Consider the following 22,282-nt stretch of genomic DNA (forward strand, 5'->3'; position numbering starts at 1 on the left):
AGGGCCCGGAGCAAGTGCTCCGGGCCCTTCCGTACGACTCCGCGGGGGAACCGGCCAGTACTCCGGTCAGAAAGCTCAGAAACCAGTGCCCGCCGCGGAACTAGGCGGTCTGGTGCGCGAGGAGCGCGAGCGCCGCGATCAGCACCACCAGCGAGGCGATCAGCGCCATGGGGCTGAGGCCGGCGAAGAAGTTCTCCTGCTGCAACCGCTCACGGTTGGCCCGGCACACGGGGCAGCGGCCCTCGTTCACGGGCGCGGCACAGTTCGCGCACACCAGCCGGTCGTACGTCATGTGCTCGCCTCCTTGCACCGGTACCGGTTCGTCGTGACAACGCCTCGGGGAACGCGAACGTTCCCCTCCACTGTGCCAGGTTCCTCCGGAAAGGGCGCGGGCGGCCGTGGAAGCGGGCGCCCGGGCCTCACAAGACGTTCCCGTCCTCGTCACAAAAGGGCACAACCGCCGCACATCCACTGCCTGTGCCTGCGCCGCCCTCCCCGCTTCGCGTAAGGTCACGCACATCTACCCCCGGCGACCCGTGGTGCATCCGTGATCCGATTCGACAACGTCTCCAAGGTCTACCCCAAGCAGACCCGCCCCGCCCTGCGGGATGTCTCCCTGGAAGTGGAGAAGGGCGAGTTCGTCTTCCTCGTGGGGTCCTCCGGCTCCGGAAAGTCCACCTTCCTGCGGCTGATCCTCCGCGAGGAGCGGTGCAGCCACGGCCAGGTGCACGTTCTGGGCAAGGACCTCGCCCGGCTCTCCAACTGGAAGGTGCCGCAGATGCGGCGCCAGTTGGGGACCGTGTTCCAGGACTTCCGGCTGCTGCCGAACAAGACGGTCGGCGAGAACGTCGCGTTCGCCCAGGAGGTCATCGGCAAGTCGCGCGGCGAGATCCGCAAGTCCGTGCCGCAGGTGCTCGAACTGGTCGGGCTCGGCGGCAAGGAGGACCGGATGCCCGGCGAGCTGTCCGGCGGTGAGCAGCAGCGGGTGGCGATCGCCCGGGCCTTCGTCAACCGCCCCAAGCTGCTGATCGCCGACGAGCCGACCGGCAACCTCGACCCGCAGACCTCCGTCGGCATCATGAAGCTGCTCGACCGCATCAACCGGACGGGCACCACCGTGGTGATGGCCACCCACGACCAGAACATCGTGGACCAGATGCGCAAGCGCGTGATCGAGCTGGAGAAGGGCCGCCTCGTCCGCGACCAGGCCCGCGGCGTCTACGGCTACCAGCACTGAGACCGCAGCCAGATCCCGGAAAGGCTTGAAGCAGACGCCATGCGCGCCCAGTTCGTTCTGTCGGAGATCGGAGTCGGTCTCCGCCGCAACCTGACGATGACCTTCGCGGTCATCGTCTCCGTCGCCCTCTCCCTGGCCCTGTTCGGCGGTTCGCTGCTGCTGAGCGACCAGGTGAACACCATGAAGGGCTACTGGTACGACAAGGTCAACGTCTCGATCTTCCTCTGCAACAAGAGCGACGCCGAGTCGGACCCCAACTGCGCCAAGGGCGCGGTCACCGAGGAGCAGAAGACGCAGATCCTCACCGACCTCAAGAAGATGTCGGTCGTGGACACGGTGACGTACGAGTCGCAGGACCAGGCGTACAAGCACTACACGGAGCAGTTCGGCGACTCGCCGCTGGCCAGCTCCCTCACGCCGGACCAGTTGCAGGAGTCGTACCGCATCAAGCTGAAGGACCCGGAGAAGTACCAGGTCATCGCGACCGCCTACAACGGGCGGGACGGCGTGCAGTCCGTGCAGGACCAGAAGGGCACCCTGGACAACCTCTTCGAGCTGCTGGGCGGCATGAACTGGGCCGCGCGGGCGGTGATGGCGCTGATGCTGGTGGTGGCGCTGATGCTGATCGTCAACACGGTGCGCGTCTCGGCGTTCAGCCGCCGGCGTGAGACCGGCATCATGCGGCTGGTCGGCGCCTCGGGCTTCTACATCCAGGCGCCGTTCATCATGGAGGCCGCGGTCGCCGGACTCATCGGCGGCGCTCTCGCGTGCGGCTTCCTGCTGCTCGGGCGGTACTTCATCATCGACCACGGCCTGGCCCTCGCCGAGAAGCTGAACCTGATCACCTTCATCGGCTGGGACGCCGTCCTGACCAAGCTGCCGCTCATCCTCGCGACCAGCCTGCTGATGCCCGCCCTGGCCGCTTTCTTCGCGTTGCGCAAGTACCTGAAGGTGTGACGCACGCCAAGAGGGCCGTACGGTCAACCGCCCGTACGGCCCTACGCGTTGTCCTAGACTCACCGGCATGTCAGGTCGCGACCTGTTCTGTCAGCCCCGCCGCTTCGGCCGCGGGGCCGCCCTGACCTTGGTGTTCGCCAGCGTGCTGGTCGCCGGCGCCGCCACCGGCTCGCTGCCGGTGGGCGAGCGCGGCCCCGCCTCCGGGACGACGCCCTCCGCCGCCCCCGTCGGCAGCCGGCAGGACGTCGCCCGCGCCGCCGCCGAGGCCATGGCCGAGGGCGCGTCCCCCGTCGAGGCCGCGGAACGCGCCGTCAGCCGCAGCGGCAACCGCTGGGACGCCGTCTACTCCCGGGGCGAGTACGAGGAGTTCCAGGAGGCCCTCGACGGCGCCTACACCGGCGTGGGCCTGTCCGCCCGCCGGGAGCGGGACGGACGGATCGAGGTGACCGGTGTGGCCGCCGGTTCGCCCGCCGCCGAGGCCGGGATCCGCGCCGGGGACCGGCTGCGCAGCGTCGACGGCGAGCAGGTCGACGGGCGTCCGGTCACCGAGGTCGTCTCCCTGCTGCGCGGCGACGCCACCGGCGCGGACGCCGGTACGGCCGTCCGCCTCGGCCTGGAACGCGGCACGCGCGCGTGGACCGAGAACCTGCGCCGGGCCCGCCTGTCCACCGACTCCGTGACCGTCCGCCGGCTCGCCGACGGTGCCACCGTGGTCCGGATCGCCGCCTTCACCAAGGGGGCCGGCGAGGTGGTCCGCGACGCCGTCCGCCGGGCCCCGGCCGGCTCGGGGGTCGTCCTCGACCTGCGCGGCAACTCCGGCGGCCTGGTCGCCGAGGCGGTCACCGCCGCCTCCGCCTTCCTCGACGGCGGCCTGGTCGCCACCTACGACGTCGACGGCGAGCAGCTCGCCCTGCACGCCGAGCCCGGCGGCGACACCGCCCGGCCCCTGGTCGCACTGGTCGACGGCGGCACGATGAGCGCGGCCGAGCTGCTCACCGGCGCCCTCCAGGACCGCGGCCGCGCGGTCGTCGTGGGGTCGCGCACCTTCGGCAAGGGCTCGGTCCAGATGCCCAGCCGGCTGCCCGACGGCTCGGTCGCCGAGCTCACCGTCGGCCACTACCGCACCCCCTCCGGCCGCGAGGTCGACGGCCGCGGCATCACCCCCGACCTGGAGGCCGGCGAGCAGGCCCTGGAGCGGGCGCGCACCGTCCTCGACGGCCTCGGCCGGTAGCGCCGGGGGCGTAAACGGCTTCCCCCGCACCCCCCGCGTAGTGCGAAAATGGTCGGCACTATGGCTAAGGAAAAAGGGCGCAAGCTGATCGCGCAGAACAAGAAGGCGCGGCACGACTACCACATCCTCGACACCTACGAGGCCGGTCTGGTCCTCACGGGCACCGAGGTGAAGTCGCTGCGCCAGGGCCGGGCCTCGCTGGTCGACGGCTTCGTCCAGCTGGACGGGCACGAGGCGTGGCTGTACAACGTGCACGTGCCGGAGTACAGCCAGGGCACCTGGACCAACCACAGCGCCCGGCGCAAGCGCAAGCTGCTCCTGCACCGCGCGGAGATCGACAAGCTGGAGTCCAAGTCGGGCGAGACGGGGCACACCATCGTGCCGCTGGCCCTGTACTTCAAGGACGGCCGGGCCAAGATCGAGATCGCGCTGGCCAGGGGCAAGAAGGAGTACGACAAGCGGCAGACCCTGCGGGAGAAGCAGGACCGCCGGGAAGCGGAGCGCGCCATGTCGGCGGTCCGGCGCCGGCAGCGGGCCTGAGCGGGAATGCCCCGGCGGCGGCCGGCGCTGAACCAGGTGCCACGGCGGGGTGACCGCCGGGAATACGGTGGCACCGGCGGACGTTGATCCCGTACGATGGCATCTGCACCCCACCGCGGGTGCGGCGTTTGAAAAATCAACATGGGGATGATCGGTTTCGACAGCGGCTGTCGAAGCAGGGGAAGCGTGTCGAGGAAGCGGCCATGATCTCGTAAACCACCGGCCGAAAACAATAATCGCCAACACCAAGCGCGATTCCTTCGCCCTCGCTGCCTAAGTAGCGACTCGCGAAGTGTCAGCCCGGGGCTGTTCCCGACCCGGATCCTGGCATCAGCTAGGGAACTAAACCTTGATCCCGGTCACGGGGTGAAAAGGGAAACCTCACAGTGACTGAGCCCGTCGGAGACTTGTCCGCGTGATCTCCGGGGCCGAGAAAAGCACAGCGGACTGCACACGGAGAAGCCCTGGTTCCGCACCGTTGGACGCGGGTTCGATTCCCGCCATCTCCACAGTCTCCATGTGACGAGGGCCCGGTGGTGTTCAACCACCGGGCCCTCGTCGTGTTTATGGGCTCTCACTCCATATCGAGGGGTCGTTCACGGTTCTACGGTCCCTCCCCATGACACAGACCAGAGCCGCACACCCCCGCCTCGCCGTCCTGGCGACCCTGCTGGTCGCCCTGCTCGCCGCCGTCCTCACGCCCGGCCGGGCGGCGGCCGCCTCGCTCCAGGAGGTCACCGGGTTCGGGAGCAACCCCGGGGCGCTGAAGATGTACCGGTACGTGCCCGACGGGCTGCCCGCCGGCCGGCCCGTCGTCGTCGCGCTGCACGGCTGCACCCAGAACGCGTCCGGGTACGGCACCGGCAGCGGCTGGCTGCGACTCGCCGACCGCTGGGGCTTCTCCGTCGTGCTGCCGCAGCAGCAGAGCGCCAACAACCTCTCCTCCTGTTTCAACTGGTTCCAGACCGGCGACACCGCCCGCGGCCAGGGCGAGGCCGCCTCCCTGGCGCAGATGGCGGACCGGCAGCTCGCCGACGTCGCCGGCGATCCGGGGCGGGTGTACGTCACCGGGCTGTCCGCGGGCGGCGCGATGACCGCCGTGCTGATGGCGGCCTACCCGGAGCGGTTCGCCGCGGGCGGCGTCGTCGCGGGGCTGCCGTACGGCTGCGCGCAGGCCGCCGGGTCGCCCTACGTGTGCATGTACGTCGGTGCCCCGCAGACCCCGGGACAGTGGGGCGACCGGGTGCGCGCCGCGCGGCCCGGGTACTCCGGGACCTGGCCGACGCTCACCGTCCTGCACGGCACGGCCGACTACACCGTCAAGCCCGTCAACATGACCGACCTGGTGAAGCAGTGGACCGACGTGCACGGCACCGACCAGACGGCCGACGTCACGGACACCGTCGCCGGGTACCCGCACCAGGTGTTCCGGGGCGCCGACGGGCGCGCGGTCGTCGAGACCTACGGGCTGACGGGGATGGGCCACGGCCAGCCCGTCGATCCCGGCAGCGGCGCGGAGCAGTGCGGGACCGCGGGGGCGTACGCGCTCGACGTGAACCTGTGCGCCGCGTACCGGCTCGGGCGGGCCTGGGGGCTCGGCTAGTGCCGCGGCGGGCAACGTTTGTCCGTGGAGGAGCGGCGTCCGGTGCGGCGAGAGTGCGTGCCGGGCGTCGCGACGGGGCGGACGTTGCCTGCCGCGGCATGGAGATCTGCCGCTCGCATCACGCCGGCCATTGCCGTCGTGGCCGGGGGGCGGCCCGGCGGCGTCCGGTGCGGCGACAGTGCGTGCATGGCGTCGCGGGGCGGGCGGGAAGGGCCGGACGGGACCCGGGGCCGCCCGCGGGGCCGTGCTCGCCCGTACCGTCAGGCGGGGCGCGAGCGGCGTCGCCCGACGGTACGGGCGCGCGGTGCAGCTCGCGCATCAGCAGCTCCACCGCCCGCGCACGCCGGAGTGGACCGCCCTGGCGCGGCGGCTGGTCGAGGGGCGGGGGACCGGGCCGGCGCCGCCGCTGCCGCCGGCGGTGGGCGAGGAGGAGTCCCAGCGCGTGAGGGCCAGGACCCGGTGCCCGGTCCTCGCCGTGGCGGGCTTCCCGCCCACGCCCGGCTCGGTGCGGCGGCCGCGGGAGGACCCCGTGCCGCTGTCGCCGGTGTCCCCGGTGCGGCGCACGGGGGCGGCGCACCCGGCGCCGCGGCCCTGCGGCGGGCGGCCGCCGAGGCGGCGCGGAAGGAGGGGTGGCCGCGGGTGCCGGACGGGGCGTGGCCGCCGGACGAGGACCGGCCCGAGCCCGGCGACCGGGGCTCCGGCGGCGCGGCGCGCCATACGACCTCTCAGCCCACCCGCACCAGGGGTGAGAGCAAAGTTCCTTTCCGGTCACCCACCGCCACAGACCGGAAACGCGCCCTCCCTACCTTCAGAACTCAGCCACTCAGAGCAGTACCACCGAGCCCGGAGCACCGTGGAGGCGTGATGACACCCCCGAGTACAGCCCCCGCATCCAGCAGCAGGGGAGGCCGCTGGATCGAGCGCTGGGACCCCGAGGACGAGACCTTCTGGAAGGAGACCGGGGAGAAGGTCGCCCGCCGGAACCTGCTCTTCTCCGTGCTCTCCGAGCACATCGGCTTCTCCGTCTGGACCGTGTGGTCGGTGATGGTGCTCTTCATGGGCCCGGAGTACGGCCTCACCCCGGCGGACAAGTTCGTCCTGGTGTCGATGGCCACCCTGGTCGGCGCGATCGTCCGTGTCCCCTACACCTTCGCCGTCGCGATCTTCGGCGGGCGGAACTGGACGGTCGTCTCGGCGAGCCTGCTCCTCATCCCCACCGTCGCCGCCTTCGTGGTGATGGAGCCGGGGACCTCGTTCACCACCTTCCTGCTCTGCGCGATGCTCACCGGGGTCGGCGGCGGCAACTTCGCCTCCTCCATGACCAACATCAACGCCTTCTTCCCGCTGCGGAAGAAGGGCTGGGCGCTCGGCCTGAACGCCGGGGGCGGCAACATCGGCGTGCCGGTGATGCAGCTCATCGGCCTGGCCGTCATCGGCGCCGGCGGCGGGCCGCGCGTGCTGCTCGGGATCTACATCCCGCTGATCGTCGTAGCGGCCGTGCTCGCCGCGGTGTACATGGACAACATCGCGTCGCTCAAGAACGACTCCGGCGCAGCCAAGGAGGCCGTGCGGGCCGGCCACACCTGGATCATGGCCTTCCTCTACGTCGGCACCTTCGGCTCGTTCATCGGCTACAGCTTCGCCTTCGGGCTGGTGCTGCAGACCCAGTTCGGGCGGACGCCGCTGCAGGCCGCGTACGTCACCTTCATCGGCCCGCTGCTGGGCTCGCTGATCCGGCCGGTGGGCGGCGCGCTGGCCGACCGGTACGGCGGGGCGAAGATCACGCTGTGGAACTACGTCGCCATGGCCGCGGCCACCGGCGTGGTCGTCCTGGCCAGCCTGCGCGAGTCGCTGCCGCTGTTCACGGCCGCCTTCATCGTGCTGTTCGTGCTGAGCGGCCTCGGCAACGGGTCGTCGTTCAAGATGATCCCGGGCATCTTCCAGAACAAGGCCCTGGCCATGGGGCTCCGGGGCGAGGAGGCCGCCGCCTACGGCCGGCGGCTGTCGGGGGCGTCCATGGGGCTGATCGGCGCGGTCGGCGCGGTCGGCGGGCTCGGCATCAACATGGCCTTCCGGCAGTCGTTCCTGACCGTGGGCTCCGGTACCGGCGCCTTCGTCGCCTTCCTCGTCTTCTACGGCCTCTGCTTCGTGGTCACCTGGGCCGTATACCTTCGCCGCCCGGCCGGCCAGGATCGGGCCACCGAGGCCACCACCGAGACGAAGTCGCAGCTCAGCTACGCCGAAGTGTGACGTAACACCGCCGACATCGAGCCGAACCGAGCCTGTCACGCACCGTTGACAGGCTCGCTCGGCATGCAGGTGCAAACGACTCGAGTGCGGGACGAGAGTTAGCTATGTACGAACCACAGCAACAGCCGGAACAAGCGGAGCAAGGGGCGGAGCACGGGCCCCTCGCCGGGTTCACCGTGGGCGTGACGGCCGCGCGCCGGGCCGATGAGCTCGGGGCGCTGCTCGGGCGGCGCGGTGCCGCCGTCCTGCACGCGCCCGCCCTGCGCATCGTGCCGCTCGCCGACGACGGCGAGCTGCTGGCCGCCACCAAGGAGCTGCTCGACCGGACGCCGGACGTGGTCGTGGCGACGACCGCGATCGGTTTCCGGGGCTGGGTCGAGGCCGCCGACGGGTGGGGGCTCGGGGAGGCGCTGCTCGACCGGCTGCGGGGCGTCGAGCTGCTCGCCCGCGGGCCGAAGGTGAAGGGCGCGATCCGGGCCGCGGGTCTGACCGAGGACTGGTCGCCGTCCTCGGAGTCCCTGGCCGAGGTGCTCGACCGGCTGCTGGAGGAGGGCGTCGACGGGCGGCGGGTCGCGGTGCAGCTGCACGGTGAGCCGCTGCCGGGGTTCGTGGAGTCGCTGCGGGCGGGCGGGGCCGAGGTCGTCGGCGTGCCCGTCTACCGGTGGATGCCGCCGGAGGACCTGTCGCCCCTGGACCGGCTGCTGGACGCCGCCGTCTCCCGCGGCGTCGACGCGCTCACCTTCACCAGCGCGCCCGCCGCGGCGTCGCTGCTGTCCCGGGCCGAGGAGCGCGGGCTGCTGGCCGAGCTGCTCGCCGCCCTCGCGCACGACGTGCTGCCGGCCTGCGTCGGCCCGGTCACCGCGCTGCCGTTGCAGGCCCGCGGGGTGGAGACGGTCCAGCCCGAACGCTTCCGGCTCGGCCCCCTGGTCCAGCTGCTGTGCCAGGAACTGCCCACCCGGGCCCGTTCGCTGCCCGTCGCCGGGCACCGGGTGGAGATCCGCGGCCACGCGGTCCTGGTGGACGGCGAACTGCGGCCCGTACCGCCCGCCGGCATGTCGCTGCTGCGCGCCCTCTCCCGTCGCCCCGGCTGGGTGGTGGCCCGCTCCGAGCTGCTGCGGGCGCTGCCGGGGGCGGGGCGCGACGAGCACGCCGTGGAGACGGCGATGGCCCGCCTGCGCACGGCCCTGGGAGCGCCGAAGCTGATCCAGACCGTGGTCAAGCGCGGCTACCGCCTCGCCCTGGACCCGGCGGCCGACGCCAAGTACGCCGACGCCTGACACCTGGGACGGACGGCCACGTGACCGGCCGGGGTGCCCGCGGTGCCGTCCTTGGGCAGAAACGGTTCCCCGGTCTCCGGGCGGGGGCACCGCGGTGGTCGCCCCGGTCCGTGCGGTGGCCCGTCCCGAGTGCGTGCCGTGCGGAGTACCGGTCGCCGGTGCGGGCAGGCACTGTGGGAGGAGGCGGTTCTCCGGCGCCCGGACGGGGCACGGGGCCGCGTGACCGGCCACGGTGGCGCCGCGGACGACCCGCGGCGCCTCGCGGCGGAGCGGTGAGGCGGTGAGGCGCGCATGGCACCGGGCACGGTCCCGGCCCCGTACGGGCTGCGATTCGACACCGGACGCATCTGCCTCGACCTCCTGGCGACCCGGCACCCCGACGAGCGGCTCGGCTCCGTCGCGGTGCTGCGGGCCTGGATCACCGGCTGCGGACTCGTCCCGCCGGGCACCCCGTTGGACCACGTCGGCCCCTCCTGGCTCACCGCCTTCCGCGAACTGCGCGCAGACCTCGACCCGTTGATCAGCGCCACGCTGTCCCGCGAGGCCCCGCCGTACGACCTCCCGCTCGCCCGGGTCAACGCCGCAGCCCGCACCGCGCCGCCGGCGCCGCGCGCCCGGCGCGGCCGGGACGGCACGCTGGTACGCGCGTTGGACGGTCCGCCGGAGCGCGCGGCGCTGCTCGGGGCGGTGGCCCGGGACGCCGTGGAACTGCTCACCGACCCCGTCGCGCGGGCGGACCTGCGGCAGTGCGCGGGGGACCGCTGTCCCGTCGTGTACCTCGACACCTCCCGGGGACGGCGCAGGCGCTGGTGCTCCAGCGAGGTGTGCGGGAACCGGGAGCGGGCGGCCCGGCACCGGCGGCGCGCCACCCCGCCACGGACCTGACGTACCGTCATACCCCGTTCCCTGTCTGCTTGGCGAGGAATGTACGCCCGTGTCTCCCGGCGCCGCGGCACCTTCGTGAAAACCGTCTCCTCACTTTGAACACATGGCGCCCGCTGTCCGTACTCCGTGGCGAGCGACCGACTGGGGGAACCCCCGGACACCGGAGGTGGGCGTGCGCAAGGATGCGGCCGTGGCCAAGGAACGTGGATCGAGGGCCCGACATCGCATGTCCTCACAGCCCTCGGAACCCGACGAGGAGCTGATGCGTGCCCTCTACCGCGAGCACGCCGGACCTCTTCTCGCCTACGTCCTCAGGCTGGTCGCCGGAGACCGCCAGCGCGCCGAGGACGTCGTGCAGGAGACGCTCATCCGTGCCTGGAAGAACGCCGGTCAGCTCAATCGGGCGACCGGTTCGGTACGCCCCTGGCTGGTGACGGTCGCGCGCCGCATCGTGATCGACGGCCACCGCAGCCGGCAGGCCCGGCCGCAGGAGGTCGACCCGTCGCCGCTGGAGGTCATCCCCGCGGAGGACGAGATCGACAAGGCGCTGTGGCTGATGACGCTGTCGGACGCGCTCGACGACCTGACCCCGGCCCACCGGGAGGTGCTCGTCGAGACGTACTTCAAGGGGCGTACCGTCAATGAGGCTGCCGAGACGCTGGGCATCCCCAGTGGCACCGTGCGCTCGCGGGTGTTCTACGCCCTGCGTTCGATGAAGCTGGCACTGGAGGAGCGGGGGGTGACGGCGTGATGAACGCGTACGGGGGATACGGAGCGGGGGCCCCGGGTATGTCTGGCCCCATGGAGGGATCAACGGGCCCGAACGAGCACGAGACCGTCGGCGCCTACGCCCTCGGGATCCTCGACGACGCCGAAGCAACCGCTTTCGAGGCCCATCTGGCGACCTGCGAGTGGTGCGCCCAGCAGCTCGACGAACTCGCCGGTATGGAGCCGATGCTGGCCGCGCTCGCCGACCTGCCCGGCACCGGCACGCCCTCCATCGGCGAGTCGCTGTCCGCCCGGCCGAGTCCGCGGCTGGCCGAGAAGCTGGTCGACGAGGTCGCCGAACGCCGGGCCCAGAAGCGCCGACGTGGCATGTACATGGTGGCGGCCGCGGCCGCGCTGATCGTCGGCGGCCCGCTGGTCTCCGTGGCCGCCACCGGCGGGGACGACTCCGGCGGCACCGAACGGCCGCTCCAGGCGTCCAGCCCGGCCCTGGACGCCTTCCGCGCGATGCCCGACCGGGTCACCGCGACCGACCCCACGACGCAGGTCAGCGCCACCGTGGCCATGCAGGAGAAGGCCTGGGGCACCGACGCGGTGCTGGAGCTGAAGAACGTCAAGGGCCCCGAGAAGTGCTCGCTGATCGCCGTGGGCAAGAACGGCGAGCGGGAGACGCTCAGCAACTGGTCCGTGCCCACCTGGGGCTACGGCATGCCCGACGCCACCACGGAGCAGGCCAAGGACCCGCTCTACGTCCAGGGCGGCGCGGCCTTCTCCCCCAACGAGATCGACCACTTCGAGGTCATGACCTTCGGCGGTGATCTGCTGGTGGAGATCGACGCGTAGCCGGCCGCGGCACGAGCCCCGGGTCCGTCACGGTCACGGACCCGGGGCTCACACGTAGCCTTCAGGGGTCCCCTTGGCGTACGGTGGACGGCTGCCCAGCACGTCAGAAGGGGGCCCGGTGGCCGCTCAGGCTCAACAGGAAACCGCGCTCGACTCCGCCCAGGACTCCGCACGCGACCGAGAGATCGGCGTGGAGCAGGAACACCTGGACCGGGTGTACCGCCGCCTGGCGGAGAAGATCCACGAGGCGGAGTTCCTCATGCACGACGCGGCCCAGCGCGGCCAGGTCGGCACGCCCGGCGCGCTCGCCGAGCGCGACGCCCAGGTGTTCCGGGCCGGAGTCCACCTGAGCCGGCTGAACAACGAGTTCGAGGACTTCCTCTTCGGCCGCATCGACCTGCTGCCCGGCAAGGACGGCAAGAAGGGCCCGGACGGCGCCTACACCGCCGTCGAGCCGGCGGAGGGGGCCGTGCGGCCGGACAACTCGGCCGACATCGCCGAGACCCTGCACATCGGCCGCATCGGCGTCCTGGACGCGGACTACGCTCCGCTGGTCATCGACTGGCGGGCGCCCGCGGCCGCGCCCTTCTACCGCTCCACGCCGGTCGACCCCGGCCGGGTCGTGCGCCGCCGGGTGATCCGCTCCAAGGGCCGCCGGGTCCTCGGCGTCGAGGACGACCTGATGCGTCCCGAGCTGAAGGCGTTCCTCGGCGGTCACGAACTGCCCGTGATCGGCGACGGCGCCCTGATGGCGGCGCTCGGCCAGGCCCGCGGCCACACGATGCGGGACATCGTCGCCTCCATCCAGGCCGAGCAGGACCTGGTCATCCGCGCGCCCGCCGCCTCCGTGACGTACGTCGAGGGCGGCCCCGGCACCGGCAAGACCGCCGTCGCCCTGCACCGCGCGGCGTACCTGCTCTACCAGGACCGGCGCCGGTACGCGGGCGGCATCCTGATCGTCTCGCCGACCCCGCTGCTGGTGGCGTACACCGAGGGCGTGCTGCCCTCGCTCGGCGAGGAGGGCCAGGTCGCCGTCCGGGCGATCGGCTCGCTGGTGGACGGTGCCGAGGCGACGCTGTACGACTCCCCGTCCGTGGCCCGCGCCAAGGGCTCGTACCGGATGCTCAAGGTGGTGCGGAAGGCCGCCCGCGGAGCGCTGGAGCTGAACGATTCGCCACAGCGCCTGCGGGTCGTGGCCCTCGGCCGGCGGCTCGAACTGGAGGCCGGGGACCTGGAACGGATCCGGCGCACCGCGCTGGGCGGTACGGCCCCGGTCAACCTGCTGCGCCCACGGGCCCGCAAGCTGCTGCTGGACGCCCTGTGGGAGCGGTCGGGCGCGGCCGGCCGGCACACCGATCCGGAGCTGGCCGCCGAGCTGCGCTCGTCGTTCGACGAGGACGTCGCCTCCGAGGACGCCTTCGTCGCGTTCCTCGGCGCCTGGTGGCCCGAGCTGACCCCGGGGGCGGTCCTGGCGGCCATGGCGGACGAGCGGTGTCTCGGCCGCTGGGCCCGGCGGCTCCTCAACCCCGGCGAGGTGCGCAAGGTCGCCCGCTCGCTCCGCCGTGACGGCCACACGGTGCACGACATCGCCCTGCTCGACGAGCTCCAGGCGATCCTCGGCACCCCCGCCCGCCCGAGGAAGAAGCGCGAGCTCGATCCGCTCGACCAGCTCACCGGCCTGGAGGAGCTGATGCCGGTGCGGGAGGAGTCGCAGCGCGAGCGGGCCGAGCGGCTGGCGCAGGAGCGCACCGAGTACGCGCACGTCATCGTCGACGAGGCACAGGACCTCACGCCGATGCAGTGGCGCATGGTCGGCCGCCGCGGCCGGCACGCCACCTGGACGGTCGTCGGCGACCCGGCCCAGTCCTCCTGGTCCGACCCGGACGAGGCGGCCGAGGCCCGCGACGAGGCCCTGGGCACCCGCCCGCGCCGCCGCTTCGAGCTCACGGTGAACTACCGCAACCCCGCCGAGATCGCCGGGCTGGCCGCCCGGGTGCTGGCCCTGGCCATGCCCGGCTCGCGGTCCCCGAGGGCGGTGCGCTCCACGGGCGTGGAGCCGCGCTTCGCCGCGGCCGGCGCCTCCCTGGGCGAGACCGTGCGCGCGGAGGCGGCCCGGCTGCTCGACCGTGTCGACGGCACGGTCGGCGTCGTCGTGGCGATGAACCGGCGCGAGGAGGCCCGCCGCTGGCTGGCCGGGCTCGGCGACCGGGTGGTGGCGCTCGGCAGCCTGGAGGCCAAGGGCCTGGAGTACGACGCGACCGTCGTCGTCTCGCCCGCGGAGATCGCCGACGAGTCGCCCGCCGGGCTGCGGGTGCTCTACGTCGCGCTGACCCGGGCCACCCAGCAGCTGACGGTCGTCTCCGGGGAGCGGGACGAGCCGGACGCGGCCGGGGTGCCGGACCTGCTCAGGGACTGACGGCGAGCCGGACGGAGACCGGGTCCCGGGGCGGGAATGGCTTCGCGGGATCCGTTTGTTAGCCTGGGTGTGGCACCGGCCCGATCCAAGCCCCCGGGCCCAACCTTCGTCGCTACGAGCGACCACTTGCCGCGAGGCGAGCATGGCGGGTCGGTGCCACTCAACGTGAGACACCAGGAGTGGGGCCTACGTCCGATGTGACGTGGGCCTCTTTCCATGCCTGATCGTCTCTCGTATGGTGGAAGATATTTTCCGAATCAACCCCACCGTCCGGTGATCGCAGCTGTCGCCTGTGAACTCGATGAGCGCAGCCCGGCCCGGCTACCACGTACTCGGCGGTAGGTGCGACGATCGGACGGCACCAATCCGCGACACGGTGAAAGCAGAGGAAGTCGGCCATGGCAACGGCGCCCAGCGTCTCCTACTCGATGACCATCCGGCTGGAGGTGCCCGCGAGCGGAACCGCCGTCTCGCAGCTCACCACCGCGGTGGAGTCCTCCGGAGGCTCGGTGACCGGCCTCGACGTCACCGCGTCCGGGCACGAGAAGCTCCGGATCGACGTCACCATCGCGGCCAGCTCCACCGCGCACGCCGACCAGATCGTCCAGCAGCTGCGCGGCATCGAGGGCGTCACGCTGGGCAAGGTCTCGGACCGTACGTTCCTGATGCACCTCGGCGGCAAGATCGAGATGGCGTCGAAGCACCCCATCCGCAACCGTGACGACCTCTCCATGGTCTACACGCCCGGTGTGGCCCGCGTCTGCATGGCGATCGCCGAGAACCCGGAGGACGCGCGGCGGTTGACGATCAAGCGCAACTCCGTTGCGGTCGTGACGGACGGCTCCGCCGTGCTGGGCCTGGGCAACATCGGCCCCAAGGCCGCGCTGCCCGTCATGGAGGGCAAGGCGGCCCTCTTCAAGCGGTTCGCCGGCATCGACGCCTGGCCGATCTGCCTGGACACCCAGGACACCGACGCGATCGTCGAGATCGTCAAGGCGATCGCCCCGGGCTTCGCCGGCATCAACCTGGAGGACATCTCCGCCCCCCGCTGCTTCGAGATCGAGGCGCGGCTGCGCGAGGCCCTCGACATCCCCGTCTTCCACGACGACCAGCACGGCACCGCGATCGTGGTGCTGGCCGCGCTGACCAACGCGCTGCGCGTGGCCGACAAGGCGATCGGGGACATCCGCGTCGTCATGTCGGGCGCGGGCGCGGCCGGTACGGCGATCCTCAAGCTGCTGATCGCCGCCGGCGTGAAGCACGCCGTCGTCGCCGACATCCACGGTGTCGTGCACGCCGACCGCGAGGACCTGGTCGACGCCGCCCCCGGCTCGGCGCTGCGCTGGATCGCCGACAACACCAACCCCGAGGGCGTCACGGGGACGCTCAAGGAGGCCGTGCGCGGCGCGGACGTCTTCATCGGCGTCTCCGCCCCCAACGTCCTCGACGGCGGCGACGTGGCGGCCATGGCCGACGACGCGATCGTGTTCGCGCTCGCGAACCCCGACCCCGAGGTCGACCCGGCAATCGCCCGCCAGACCGCGGCAGTTGTGGCCACCGGCCGCTCCGACTTCCCCAACCAGATCAACAACGTGCTGGTCTTCCCGGGCGTCTTCCGCGGTCTGCTGGACGCGCAGTCCCGCACGGTCAACACGGAGATGATGCTGGCGGCCGCGAAGGCGCTGGCGGACGTCGTCACCGAGGACGAACTCAACCCGAACTACATCGTCCCGAGCGTGTTCAACGACAAGGTCGCGGGCGCGGTCGCGGGCGCGGTGCGGGAGGCCGCGAGGGCGGCCGGTGCGGCCCCGGACACCTTGTCCGGCCTCTGATCCGGTGGCCGTGCTGTGAGGATCACCACGGCCGCGCCGGCCACCGGCGCGTCGTGGAACCTCGTACCCTCGGCCGCCCCCTAGGGTGGGCGGCCGGTCAGTGGCGCTTTTCGTGTGACTCCCTAGGGTGTTCTCACGACTCCTGCGGGTGCCGGATTGGCATTCCCGCCGCAGGTGGGGGCAGGATGCGTCCCTGGGCGCGAGCGTCTGACGACGGACCCGGGTCCGGGGACCGTCCGAGGACCCTGGCAGCATCGGCTTCGCTGTGCCCGATATGCGGCTCCGCCGCGTGGCACGCCTCAATGGCAAGAAAGACACGGGAGTAACAACATGAACCGCAGTGAGCTGGTGGCCGCGCTGGCCGACCGCGCCGAGGTGACCCGCAAGGACGCCGACGCCGTGCTGGCCGCGTTCGCCGACGTCGTCGGCGAGATCGTCTCCAAGGGGGACGAGAAGGTCACCATCCCTGGCTTCCTCACCTTCGAGCGCACCCACCGTGCCGCTCGCACCGCGCGCAACCCGCAGACCGGTGACCCGATCCAGATCCCGGCCGGTTACAGCGTGAAGGTCTCCGCGGGCTCGAAGCTCAAGGAAGCGGCCAAGGGCAAGTGACGCTGCCCGTACACCACGGGACGGTGTACGAAGTCTGAGAGACGACGACGGGGCGGCCACCCGGCACCGGGTGGCCGCCCCGTCGTTGTACCGGCTGTCAGCCGAGCGCCTTGCCCGGCAGCTCCGCCTTCGCGCCGAGCTCCACGAGCTTGTCCATGAAGTTCTCGTAGCCCCGGTTGATCAGGTCGATGCCGTGCACCCGGGAGGTGCCCTGGGCGGCCAGGGCGGCGATCAGGTACGAGAAGCCGCCGCGCAGGTCGGGGATGACCAGGTCGGCGCCCTGGAGGCGGGTGGGGCCGCTCACGACCGCCGAGTGCAGGAAGTTGCGCTGTCCGAAGCGGCAGTCGGAGCCGCCGAGGCACTCGCGGTACAGCTGGATGTGGGCGCCCATCTGGTTGAGCGCGGAGGTGAAGCCGAGACGGGACTCGTAGACCGTCTCGTGGATGATGGACAGGCCGGTGGCCTGGGTGAGGGCGACGACCAGCGGCTGCTGCCAGTCGGTCTGGAAGCCCGGGTGCACGTCCGTTTCGAGGGCGATGGACTTCAACTGCCCGCCGGGGTGCCAGAAACGGATGCCCTCGTCGTCGATCTCGAAGGCACCGCCCACCTTCCGGTAGGTGTTGAGGAACGTCATCATGGAGCGCTGCTGCGCGCCCCGGACGTAGATGTTGCCCTCGGTGGCGAGCGCCGCGGACGCCCAGGAGGCGGCCTCCAGCCGGTCCGGGAGGGCGCGGTGGGCGTAGCCGCCGAGCTGGTCCACGCCGGTGATGCGGATGGTGCGGTCGGTGTCCATCGCGATGATGGCGCCCATCTTCTGCAGCACGCAGATGAGGTCCTCGATCTCCGGCTCCACGGCCGCGTTCGAGAGTTCCGTGACGCCCTCGGCGAGCACGGCGGTCAGCAGCACCTGCTCGGTCGTGCCGACGGAGGGGTACGGCAGCCGGATCTTCGTGCCGCGCAGCCGCTGCGGCGCCTCCAGGTACTGCCCGTCCGCGCGCTTCTCGATCCGCGCGCCGAACTGCCGCAGCACGTCGAAGTGGAAGTCGATGGGCCGGCCGCCGATGTCGCAGCCGCCGAGGCCGGGGATGAAGGCGTGGCCGAGGCGGTGCAGCAGCGGGCCGCAGAAGAGGATCGGGATGCGGCTGGACCCCGCGTGGGCGTCGATGTCGGCGACGTTCGCGCTCTCCACCCGGGTCGGGTCGAGCACCAGTTCGCCAGGCTCCTCACCCGGCCGCACCGACACGCCGTGCAGCTGGAGCAGTCCGCGGACCACGCGGACGTCGCGGATGTCCGGGACGTTGCGCAGCCGGCTCGGCGCACTGCCGAGCAGGGCGGCGACCATGGCCTTCGGTACGAGGTTCTTCGCACCGCGGACACGGATCTCGCCCTCCAGCGGGGTTCCGCCGTGGACAAGCAGGACATCGTCGTTGACGGTCATGTATCTCGCGTTCCGATGAGTTGGGCAAGGGCCGGAGAGACAGAGTAGTCGCCGCCGCCCCCTCCGCTGTAAGCCCGAGGACCGCTCAGCACTGTCATAGCTCTGTCACAATACGAACCGTTCCGTACCGGGCACATGGGGTCACGGGGGCCGTCGGCGGGGGCGCCGCGCGCCCGGGGCGCGGCCGTCCGCCCTGAGCCGCGTTCACTCCTGGTGCCTGATTGGCTCCCCATGGGACGGGAAGATGCGGGATCATGTCTGGCATGACCGAGGTGTCCTCGCTCACAGGGCGGCTGCTCGTGGCCACCCCCGCCCTGGCGGACCCGAACTTCGACCGTGCGGTGGTGCTCCTCCTCGACCACGACGAGGAGGGCTCGCTGGGTGTCGTCCTCAACCGTCCGACACCGGTGGACGTCGGCGACATCCTGGAGGGCTGGGCCGACCTGGCCGGCGAACCCGGCGTCGTCTTCCAGGGCGGGCCGGTCTCGCTGGACTCGGCCCTCGGCGTGGCGGTCATCCCGGGCGGCGCGTCCGGCGACGCCGCCCCGCTCGGCTGGCGGCGGGTGCACGGCGCGATCGGCCTGGTCGACCTGGAGGCCCCGCCGGAGCTGCTGGCCTCCGCGCTCGGCTCGCTGAGGATCTTCGCCGGGTACGCCGGCTGGGGCCCCGGCCAGCTGGAGGACGAACTGGCCGAAGGCGCCTGGTACGTCGTGGAGTCCGAGCCCGGCGACGTCTGCTCGCCGTTCCCCGAACGGCTCTGGCGCGAGGTGCTGCGCCGTCAGCGCAACGAGCTGGCGATGGTGGCCACGTACCCCGACGACCCCTCGCTCAACTGACGGGCGCCCTTCGCTCAACCCTTGCGTGTGCGCTTCAGTACCCTTGGCCGTATGAGCACTCTCGAGCCCGAGCGCGGGACTGGTACGGGGACACTCGTAGAGCCCACGCCGCAGACTTCCCACGGCGACGGTGACCACGAGCGCTTCGCCCACTACGTCCAGAAGGACAAGATCATGGCGAGCGCCCTCGACGGGACGCCCGTCGTGGCGCTGTGCGGCAAGGTCTGGGTGCCGGGCCGCGACCCGAAGAAGTACCCCGTCTGCCCCATGTGCAAGGAGATCTACGAATCCATGGGCGCGGGCGGTGACGACAAGGGCAAGGGTGGCGACAAGTGACCGCCCCGCCGTTCGCTGAGTGACCGTTCCTGAGCGAAGTCCGGGAGGCCCCCGGGGTGCGCCGCCGCGCGCCCCGGGGGCCTTCTCGTGCCCGCCGTCGGGCGGTTTCCCCCGCTGCGGGGCCGGCCGTGCTCTGCGCCGCGGTTCCGCGTCGCGCCCCTGCGGCATGTCACGGAGTGGTGGAGACCTCTTGTGGGCATGTTCATGAAGTCCATAGCCTCCGCTTGTCGTCGTACGGAGCGAAACCTGGGTTGCGCACAGTGCAACGCGATGCCGCGACATCCCTCGGAGGCACTCCGTGAAGCTGTCCGTCCGACTGGCCGCCGTGGCGGCCGCCCCGGCCACCGCCGCCTGCGCCCCGCAGGCGTCCGGCACCTCCTCCTCCGGCAAGGACGAACAGACCGGCACCCTGCGCGTCCGGCTGTCCCAGGAGGTCGACGACGAGCCGGAGGAACGGGTCGTCCGGGCCGTGGCCGACGGCTTCGAGAAGGCGCGCGAGGGCACCGAGGTCACCGCCGATCACCTCCCGGTCGAGTCCCGCGCCCGGCGCATCAAGGCCGCCTTCAACGACCCCGCGAGCGCCCCCGACGTCATCGCGTACGGCGGCGGCTGCTGCGCACACAGGGGGAGGAGCCGTGCATCACTTCGCCGGCACGGTGCGGCGGTCGTGGCGGGCGGCCGCCGAGGGGGCGGCCCTGCTGACCGCGGCGGTGGTCGCCTTCCCGCTGTACTCGACGGTGCTGAGCGCCTTCGAACCGGCCGGGGAGACCGATTCGGCGACCCCCCGGCCGTGGACGCTCGCCCCTTCTCCGCATTCCTTCCGGCGGGTCTTCGACAACAGGAATTCGGCCGGTACTCCGTCGACAGTCCGGTCGTCGCCGGCACCGTCGTGATCGTTTCGGCGCTGATCGCGTTTCTCGCCGCGACCGCCGTGACCCGATTCCGGTTCCGCTTCCGGACCACCCCGCTGGATCATGTTCCTGGTGGCCCGGACGGTGCCCGTGGAGGGGCTGACGATCCCCCTGTTCTTCCTCCTGTTCTCCCTCATGCGGGACTTCGGCCGGCTGAACACCCTGGGCTCGCTGATCCTGCCGCACATCGCCTTCTCACTGCCCTTCGCGATCCGGATGCTGCGCGGGTCCGTGAAGGTGCCGCGGGCGCTGGAGGAGGCCGCGTACACCGACGGGGCGAGCCGGGCGCGATTCCTCCGGCAGACCCTTTTCCCGCTGGTCTTCCCGGGGCTGGTGGCCACCAGCGTGTTTTCCTTCGTCTCGGCCTGGAACGGCTTTCTCTTCGTCAAGTCGTTCATCATCAGCGACACCGCGCAGCCCACGCTGCCAATGGCCCTGCTGGTGTTCCGCACACCGGACGAGCCGGACCGGGGCGGCGTGATGGCGGCGTCCACGGTGATGACGATTTCGGAGCTGGTGTTCTTCGTGCTGGTGCAGCGCCGACTGGTGTCGGGGCTCGGTGGAGCGGTAAAGGACTGATCTGGTGGACGTGATTCCCGAACCCCTGCGGACGACGGCCCCCGAGGACGGATTCCTCGAACTCGGGCCCCGCACGCGGCTGGCCGCGCCCGCCGGCACCGAACGCACGGAACGCTGGCTGCGTGCCGTGCTGGGCGCCGCCACCGGCCTGCCGCTGCTCCCGGCGCAGGAGCCCGGCGACGACGTCGTCCGCCTCTCGGTCGACCCGGCCGTCACCGGCGACCTCGGCGCGGAGGGCTACCGCCTCGCCGTCACGCCCACCGGCGTGGACCTGGCCGGCGGCGGCCCCGCCGGGCTCTTCTGGGGCGCCCAGACACTGCGTCAACTGCTCGGCCCCGACGCCTTCCGGCGCGCCCCGCTGCCCGGCCGCACCTGGCGCCTGCCGCTGACCCGGGTGGAGGATTCACCCCGATTCCGCTGGCGCGGCCTCATGCTCGACGTGGCCCGGCACTTCATGCCCAGGGACGGTGTGCTGCGCTACCTGGATCTCATGGCCGCGCACAAACTGAACGTCCTCCACTTCCACTTGACGGACGACCAGGGCTGGCGTCTGGAGATCAAGCGGTATCCCCGGCTGACCGAGATCGGTTCCTGGCGGGCGCGCACCAAAATCGGCCACCGGGCCTCGCCGTTGTGGGAGGAGAAGCCGCACGGTGGCCACTACACCCACGACGACATCCGGGAGATCGTCGCCTACGCCGCCGAGCGGCATATCACGGTGGTCCCGGAAATCGACATACCGGGGCACTCGCAGGCCGCCGTCGCCGCGTATCCGGAACTCGGCAACACCGACGTCATCGACACCACCGCCCTCACCGTCTGGGACACCTGGGGGATCTCTCCGAACGTACTCGCCCCCACCGACTCCACCCTGCGCTTCTACGAGGGCGTGTTCGAGGAAGTCCTCGACCTGTTTCCCTCGCGGTTCATTCACGTCGGCGGCGACGAATGCCCGAAGGAGCAGTGGCGGCGGTCGCCCGCCGCGCAGGCACGGATCCGGGAACTCGGACTGGCCGGCGAGGACGCGTTGCAGGCATGGTTCATCGGCCACTTCGACACGTGGCTCACCGCGCGCGGGCGCCGCCTGATCGGCTGGGACGAGATCCTGGAAGGCGGGCCGCCCGCGGGGGTGGCGGTGTCCTCGTGGCGCGGCTACGCGGGCGGGATCGCCGCCGCCCGGGCCGGCCACGACGTGGTGATGTGCCCCGAGCAGCAGGTGTACCTGGACCACCGGCAGGCCGGCGGCGCGGACGAGCCCGTGCCGATCGGATACGTGCGCACCCTGGAGGACGTCTACCGCTTCGAGCCCGTTCCCCCGGGGCTCGGCGAGGAGCAGGCCCGGCACGTCCTGGGCACGCAGGCCAACGTGTGGACCGAGGTGATGGAGGACCAGGCCCGCGTGGACTACCAGGTCTTCCCGCGGCTCGCCGCCTTCGCGGAGGTGGCGTGGAGCGCCCTGCCCGCCCCCGCGGCACGGGACTTCACCGGCTTCGAACGCCGGATGGCCGCCCACTACCGGCGACTCGACGCCCTGGGCGTCGCCTACCGGCCGCCCGCCGGGCCCCGGCCCTGGCAGCAGCGCCCCGGCGTCCTCGGCCGCCCGATCGACGGACCGCCCCCGGTCAGGTAGACCGGCGGGCAGCCCCGGTCGGGTGGGCAGCCCCGGTCGGGTGGGCGGGCCCGATCGGGCGGGTGGGCCTGAACGGGCAGGTCTCGAACAAGCGAGAAAAAAAGCGGACAAGGGTCACCGGAGAGTGCCCATTCCTGCTGACC

General features: G+C 72.0%; 19 protein-coding genes, 1 other RNA gene and 2 pseudogenes. 19 read left to right on the forward strand and 3 right to left on the reverse strand.

Features of this window, described 5'->3' with window-relative positions; translation table 11 throughout:
- Window positions 1-100: 100 nt before the first annotated feature.
- A complete protein-coding gene (locus tag ACFF45_RS15735) occupies window positions 101-292 on the reverse strand; it encodes a hypothetical protein (RefSeq protein ID WP_381346651.1) in 192 nt (63 codons plus the stop codon).
- Between the two features lie 255 nt (window positions 293-547).
- Here ACFF45_RS15735 and ftsE point away from each other — a divergent pair, with 255 nt between their 5' ends.
- The 6 genes from ftsE to ACFF45_RS15765 all read left to right on the forward strand — a co-directional run bounded on the left by ftsE (window position 548) and on the right by ACFF45_RS15765 (window position 5,568).
- On the forward strand, window positions 548-1,237 hold the full coding sequence (gene ftsE, locus ACFF45_RS15740) for a cell division ATP-binding protein FtsE (RefSeq protein WP_189699163.1): 690 nt from the start codon (window positions 548-550) through the stop codon (window positions 1,235-1,237).
- Between the two features lie 39 nt (window positions 1,238-1,276).
- The gene (gene ftsX / locus ACFF45_RS15745; protein ID WP_381346652.1) at window positions 1,277-2,194 is read left to right on the forward strand and encodes a permease-like cell division protein FtsX; all 918 of its coding nucleotides are present in this window, start codon (window positions 1,277-1,279) and stop codon (window positions 2,192-2,194) included.
- 67 nt (window positions 2,195-2,261) lie between these two features.
- Window positions 2,262-3,425, forward strand: a complete 1,164-nt coding sequence (locus ACFF45_RS15750) for a S41 family peptidase (protein WP_381346653.1) — start codon at window positions 2,262-2,264, stop codon at window positions 3,423-3,425.
- 60 nt (window positions 3,426-3,485) lie between these two features.
- Complete coding sequence (gene smpB / locus ACFF45_RS15755) at window positions 3,486-3,965, forward strand: SsrA-binding protein SmpB (RefSeq protein ID WP_381346654.1); 480 nt, start codon at window positions 3,486-3,488, stop codon at window positions 3,963-3,965.
- Window positions 3,966-4,108: 143 nt separating this feature from the next.
- Window positions 4,109-4,477: a transfer-messenger RNA gene (gene ssrA, locus ACFF45_RS15760) on the forward strand.
- Window positions 4,478-4,584: 107 nt separating this feature from the next.
- Complete coding sequence (locus tag ACFF45_RS15765; protein WP_381346655.1) at window positions 4,585-5,568, forward strand: extracellular catalytic domain type 1 short-chain-length polyhydroxyalkanoate depolymerase; 984 nt, start codon at window positions 4,585-4,587, stop codon at window positions 5,566-5,568.
- A gap of 318 nt (window positions 5,569-5,886) precedes the next feature.
- Here ACFF45_RS15765 and ACFF45_RS15770 read toward each other — a convergent pair whose 3' ends face one another.
- Window positions 5,887-6,132 carry a hypothetical protein gene (locus ACFF45_RS15770; protein WP_381346656.1) on the reverse strand — a complete coding sequence of 82 codons (246 nt, stop codon included), beginning with the start codon at window positions 6,130-6,132 and terminating at the stop codon, window positions 5,887-5,889.
- Window positions 6,133-6,432: 300 nt separating this feature from the next.
- On the opposite strand from ACFF45_RS15770, the gene ACFF45_RS15775 reads away from it, so the two are divergent.
- The 8 genes from ACFF45_RS15775 to ACFF45_RS15810 all read left to right on the forward strand — a co-directional run bounded on the left by ACFF45_RS15775 (window position 6,433) and on the right by ACFF45_RS15810 (window position 16,409).
- Window positions 6,433-7,818 carry a nitrate/nitrite transporter gene (locus ACFF45_RS15775; protein ID WP_381346657.1) on the forward strand — a complete coding sequence of 462 codons (1,386 nt, stop codon included), beginning with the start codon at window positions 6,433-6,435 and terminating at the stop codon, window positions 7,816-7,818.
- Window positions 7,819-7,922: 104 nt separating this feature from the next.
- Window positions 7,923-9,095 (forward strand): uroporphyrinogen-III synthase, encoded by a 1,173-nt coding sequence (locus tag ACFF45_RS15780; RefSeq protein WP_381346658.1) that lies wholly within the window; start codon window positions 7,923-7,925, stop codon window positions 9,093-9,095.
- 291 nt (window positions 9,096-9,386) lie between these two features.
- Window positions 9,387-9,980, forward strand: coding sequence for a CGNR zinc finger domain-containing protein (locus ACFF45_RS15785; RefSeq protein WP_381346659.1), 594 nt, complete (start codon window positions 9,387-9,389; stop codon window positions 9,978-9,980).
- A gap of 166 nt (window positions 9,981-10,146) precedes the next feature.
- A complete protein-coding gene (locus ACFF45_RS15790; protein ID WP_381346686.1) occupies window positions 10,147-10,731 on the forward strand; it encodes a sigma-70 family RNA polymerase sigma factor in 585 nt (194 codons plus the stop codon).
- Window positions 10,732-10,781: 50 nt separating this feature from the next.
- Window positions 10,782-11,549 (forward strand): anti-sigma factor family protein, encoded by a 768-nt coding sequence (locus tag ACFF45_RS15795; RefSeq protein ID WP_381346660.1) that lies wholly within the window; start codon window positions 10,782-10,784, stop codon window positions 11,547-11,549.
- 118 nt (window positions 11,550-11,667) lie between these two features.
- Complete coding sequence (locus ACFF45_RS15800) at window positions 11,668-13,965, forward strand: HelD family protein (protein ID WP_381346661.1); 2,298 nt, start codon at window positions 11,668-11,670, stop codon at window positions 13,963-13,965.
- Window positions 13,966-14,363: 398 nt separating this feature from the next.
- The gene (locus ACFF45_RS15805) at window positions 14,364-15,797 is read left to right on the forward strand and encodes an NAD-dependent malic enzyme (RefSeq protein ID WP_381346662.1); all 1,434 of its coding nucleotides are present in this window, start codon (window positions 14,364-14,366) and stop codon (window positions 15,795-15,797) included.
- Window positions 15,798-16,127: 330 nt separating this feature from the next.
- Window positions 16,128-16,409, forward strand: coding sequence for an HU family DNA-binding protein (locus ACFF45_RS15810; protein ID WP_365454050.1), 282 nt, complete (start codon window positions 16,128-16,130; stop codon window positions 16,407-16,409).
- A gap of 97 nt (window positions 16,410-16,506) precedes the next feature.
- Here ACFF45_RS15810 and murA read toward each other — a convergent pair whose 3' ends face one another.
- Window positions 16,507-17,847, reverse strand: a complete 1,341-nt coding sequence (gene murA, locus ACFF45_RS15815; protein WP_381346663.1) for a UDP-N-acetylglucosamine 1-carboxyvinyltransferase — start codon at window positions 17,845-17,847, stop codon at window positions 16,507-16,509.
- Between the two features lie 263 nt (window positions 17,848-18,110).
- Here murA and ACFF45_RS15820 point away from each other — a divergent pair, with 263 nt between their 5' ends.
- The 5 genes and pseudogenes from ACFF45_RS15820 (at window position 18,111) to ACFF45_RS15840 (ending at window position 22,139) form a co-directional block, all read left to right on the forward strand.
- Window positions 18,111-18,683, forward strand: a complete 573-nt coding sequence (locus tag ACFF45_RS15820) for a YqgE/AlgH family protein (RefSeq protein WP_381346664.1) — start codon at window positions 18,111-18,113, stop codon at window positions 18,681-18,683.
- Between the two features lie 51 nt (window positions 18,684-18,734).
- Complete coding sequence (locus ACFF45_RS15825) at window positions 18,735-19,019, forward strand: DUF3039 domain-containing protein (RefSeq protein WP_189699146.1); 285 nt, start codon at window positions 18,735-18,737, stop codon at window positions 19,017-19,019.
- Between the two features lie 298 nt (window positions 19,020-19,317).
- Window positions 19,318-19,623: pseudogene (locus ACFF45_RS15830) on the forward strand (extracellular solute-binding protein); the annotation flags it as partial.
- 31 nt (window positions 19,624-19,654) lie between these two features.
- Window positions 19,655-20,509, forward strand: a pseudogene (locus ACFF45_RS15835) (carbohydrate ABC transporter permease).
- Between the two features lie 4 nt (window positions 20,510-20,513).
- On the forward strand, window positions 20,514-22,139 hold the full coding sequence (locus tag ACFF45_RS15840) for a beta-N-acetylhexosaminidase (RefSeq protein WP_381346665.1): 1,626 nt from the start codon (window positions 20,514-20,516) through the stop codon (window positions 22,137-22,139).
- Window positions 22,140-22,282 lie beyond the last annotated feature (143 nt).

The sequence above is a fragment of the Streptomyces cinereospinus genome, assembly GCF_042430725.1.
Lineage (GTDB): Bacteria > Actinomycetota > Actinomycetes > Streptomycetales > Streptomycetaceae > Streptomyces > Streptomyces cinereospinus.